General features: G+C 67.5%; 3 protein-coding genes. All 3 read right to left on the reverse strand.

What is annotated here, in order from left to right:
- Positions 1-47 precede the first annotated feature (47 nt).
- From ETD86_RS53295 to ETD86_RS53305, 3 genes are read right to left on the reverse strand one after another with little or no spacing between them, the layout of a single operon-like run.
- The gene (locus ETD86_RS53295) at positions 48-347 is read right to left on the reverse strand and encodes a hypothetical protein (RefSeq protein ID WP_127934058.1); all 300 of its coding nucleotides are present in this window, start codon (positions 345-347) and stop codon (positions 48-50) included.
- A complete protein-coding gene (locus tag ETD86_RS53300) occupies positions 344-2248 on the reverse strand; it encodes a tyrosine-type recombinase/integrase (RefSeq protein ID WP_138674221.1) in 1905 nt (634 codons plus the stop codon). The genes ETD86_RS53295 and ETD86_RS53300 overlap by 4 nt, the downstream gene beginning before the upstream one ends.
- Positions 2214-3299 carry a tyrosine-type recombinase/integrase gene (locus tag ETD86_RS53305; RefSeq protein ID WP_138674222.1) on the reverse strand — a complete coding sequence of 362 codons (1086 nt, stop codon included), beginning with the start codon at positions 3297-3299 and terminating at the stop codon, positions 2214-2216. Before ETD86_RS53305 ends, ETD86_RS53300 begins: the two co-directional genes overlap by 35 nt.
- Positions 3300-3400: the final 101 nt, after the last annotated feature.

Here is a 3400-nt window from a genome sequence, read left to right on the forward strand (position 1 = left end):
TTATCCGGCTAATGACGCTGGTTCTGGGCGTTGGCCGGTTAACGCTTTCAGCTGACCCGGGTGGTAAGTCGGCGGAGTTGCTCTTCGTGGCGCCGGACGCGTGCAGCGACGGCTTCCAGGGCGGTGTGGAGGTTTCGTATTTCGTCGAGGAGGCCGGTGAGGGTGCCGTTGGTGGCGGCGCGGCGGCGGTTTTCCTCGATGATGGCGCGGAGGGTGGCACTGCGGTAGAGGGTGGTGCGGCCTAGCCCGGTGAGGTTGGCGACGGCGATGAAGGTGACGGGTTGGCCGTCGCGGTGGAGCTGGGCGCATGCCTTCTCGACGCGGTGGAGGGTGTCGCTGCTGGTCATCCGGCGTGGGCCTCGCTGATTAGGTGGTCGAGTCGGGTGATGAGTCGGCGGTGTCGTTCGGCTTCGGCGATCCAGCCTCGATTCTCGGCGTCCTGGGCGAGCGCGTCTGCGTCGACACGCTGGGCGGCGAGGATGGGCAGCGAGCTGGGTTCGGTGTGGAAGCTGGGGCAGTGTTCGCAGATGTTGGCGTAGGTGCAGGCGCCTTGGGCGGGTGCGCGTAGGCAGAAGCCGCCGGCCATTCTGGATTTGATCAGCGGGGTGTCTTTCCAGTCCCTGCCGCCGGTGATGTCGGCCAGGGGCAGGTGGACCCGGCCGGGGGCCGGGGTGCGGGCTTGTTGTTTGGCCAGGTCGAGGGCTCGTTCGTATTCGGCGCGGACGGTGGTGTCGAACAACCGTCCGTAGCGCAGGCTCATTTCTGCGGAGGCGTGTCCGAGCAACGCCATCAGCGCCTGCAACGAGACTCCGGCGTTCACCAGAGCGGTGGCGTAGGTGTGGCGGAGCTGGTGGGAGGTGATGTGACCGAGTCCGGCTTGCTGAGCGGCGCGATCGAGTTCGGCGCGGACGGCGCCTTGGCCGAGGCGGCGACCGTGGTGGGTGAACAGGAACTGAGCCGGACGCCGGTAGCGGGGATGTGGCATGGGTCTGCCGTGTGTTCGGAGCTCGATGATGCAGTCGATCAGGTCGAGGATCTCTTCATCGAGGGGGACCATGCGTTCGGTCTCCAGCTTCCCGAGGCCGATCTTCAGCCAGTTGCCGTGGCCGGGAACTTCATGGACGCAGTCGAGCTCCAGGTCCAGGAGTTCCCCGATGCGTAGCCCGCAGGCGCGTTGCAACCTTAGGGCGCAGGCGGCCAGCTGGTTGCCGGGACGGTCGCGGAGCTCTTCGGTCAGGCGGCGATCGGCATCGACGGGCAGGTAGCGGGGCAGCACCTGCGGGAGCTTGGGGTTGTCATCGCGGAACACCAGCTTGCGGGCGGGCGCCTCGGCCCAGCCCCACTCGGTGATGTCGGTGAGGAAGCCGGTCAGCGCGATCACCCGGCGGGAGCGGTCGGCGACGGTGATGGCTTCGCCGTTCTTGGGGTTGACGGCGTCGACCAGGGCGGTGAGGTAGGGCTCGATGTGACGCTGCCGGTCCAGCTTGGCGATCGAGGTGAGTCCGGGATCGATGTGGGTGAGGAAGAGGCCGAAGTGTTTGAGCCGGGTGGCGATCGCGGAGACGGTCTTGGGCTGGCAAGTGGCGCGCTTGCGTTCCAGGTAGGCGATCATCGTGGTGCGGATCGGTTCTGCCACCTCGGCCAGCCGCTGTTCGAAGGGGACCGGCCCGCCCATCCTCGGCAGCGTGTCGATAATGCCCAGGTGGAACAGGACTCGCTGGGCGTTGCTGAGCGCGGACAGGTAGTGGCGGTGGTCCTTGCCGGTGCGGGCGCTGCGGGCGACGCAGGCGGCGGCGAACTCTTCCAGGTCGGCCAGGGTGAGCTGTTCAAGGACGGGTCCGGCCTGGATGAGCAGCCGGGCCGGCACCTGAGAGCCGGTGGCCAGACGCACGCGCAAGGAGAAGCCGAGGTCCTCGGCGGCGGTCACGAAGCGCTGCACTCCCGCAGCGACGGGCGAGTCCTCCATCTCTCGCCAGAACGTGGACAGTTTGCGTTCCAGCAGGTAGTCATAGCCGGGTCGTAGTCCGCGGTGCAGCATGAGGAAGGTAATGATCGGCCGAGTGTGCGCATCAGCCGACAAGCGGATCTCCAACGGTTCGGCGGCCCAGCACCCGGGGTCGGGCCAACGCGCGAAGAACACCCGCGCGGCCTGCTGATAGGGACGGTTGCCTCGCCCGGTCCGCTGCAGATAGTCGAGGTAGTCGGCGTGCAGGCTATTGCTGGGCGCGGATGCGGCTGCGTGCGGCATCGAACTCGGCTTTCACGTGGGCGGGTGCCAGATGGATATAGCGGGCGGTGGTGTCGACGTGCGCGTGACCGAGCAACGCCTGCATCACCGCCAGGTCGACTCCGGCTTCGGCCAGTGCGGTGCCGAAGGTGTGCCGCAGCGCGTGGGGATGACCTGCGGTGATCCCGCTGACGGCGCGGTGATAGCGGAAGATCGTGCGCAGCCCTGCTGCCGTGAGCGGTCGTCCCCGGTTGGGGCCCTTGGCCACCAGGAACAGCCGCTGCTCGGTCGACTCGGGCCGCTCGGCCAGCAGATATACCTGGATGACCGAGGCGACGTCGGCGTCCAACGGGACGCGCCGCTGCCGATCACCCTTGCCGAGCACGCTCGCCCAGCGGCCACCGATGTCGGCGTCGGCGACGTTCAAGCCGAGCACCTCGGCCGAGCGCAGCCCGCAATACAGCATCAGCCCCGCGATCGCTCGGTCGCGCCAGGTGTGGAAACTGGCCAACAGCTCCGCCGCCTGGGCCTGGGACAGTGCTTTGGGCAGGCGCCGGGGCTCACGCAGCCGTAGCGAGGAGCGATTCTTCGGGCGGCGGATCGTGTGCGCGAGCATCCCGGACCGCTCGCCGGCCACCCGCCAGCGCGCCTCGCGTCCTTTCGGGACCGGGTTGATCGACTCCGGGTCGCGCATCGTGACGAACGTGAACAGCCCCGAGATGGCCGCCAGCCGCCGATTGATCGTCGTGGCGGCGTACCGATCAATCCGACGGCCCGACAAGGTGACCACGTTCGGGCCACCGCGACGCCCGGGAACCTTGGCCTCACGACAGGCGTGCAAGAACTTCAGCAGCGTCTCGGTCGTCACCTCACCCAGCGACACGTCCTCGGCCACCAGCCAGCGGCAGAACGCCAGCAGGTCATAGCCGTAGGCGCGGACGGTCTTGGGTGAGTAGTTCCGGTCGGCCAGATACGCCAGATACTCATCGACCAGAACGAACTGCCCGGCGGACGGTCCTGCCAGCATCCAGCTGTTCTCACGCTCTTCCAGCCGGAGCCCTTGTTCGATCATGAGAACAGATGTACCCGCGATGACCCCATCCGGCCAGCAGGTACCAGATCACGGCGTGTCGCTGACCTGGGGAAACATGCGCATTAGCCGATTAAGAGGGA

Origin of the sequence: Nonomuraea turkmeniaca (assembly GCF_005889735.1) — a bacterium.
Taxonomy (GTDB): Bacteria; Actinomycetota; Actinomycetes; order Streptosporangiales; family Streptosporangiaceae; genus Nonomuraea; species Nonomuraea turkmeniaca.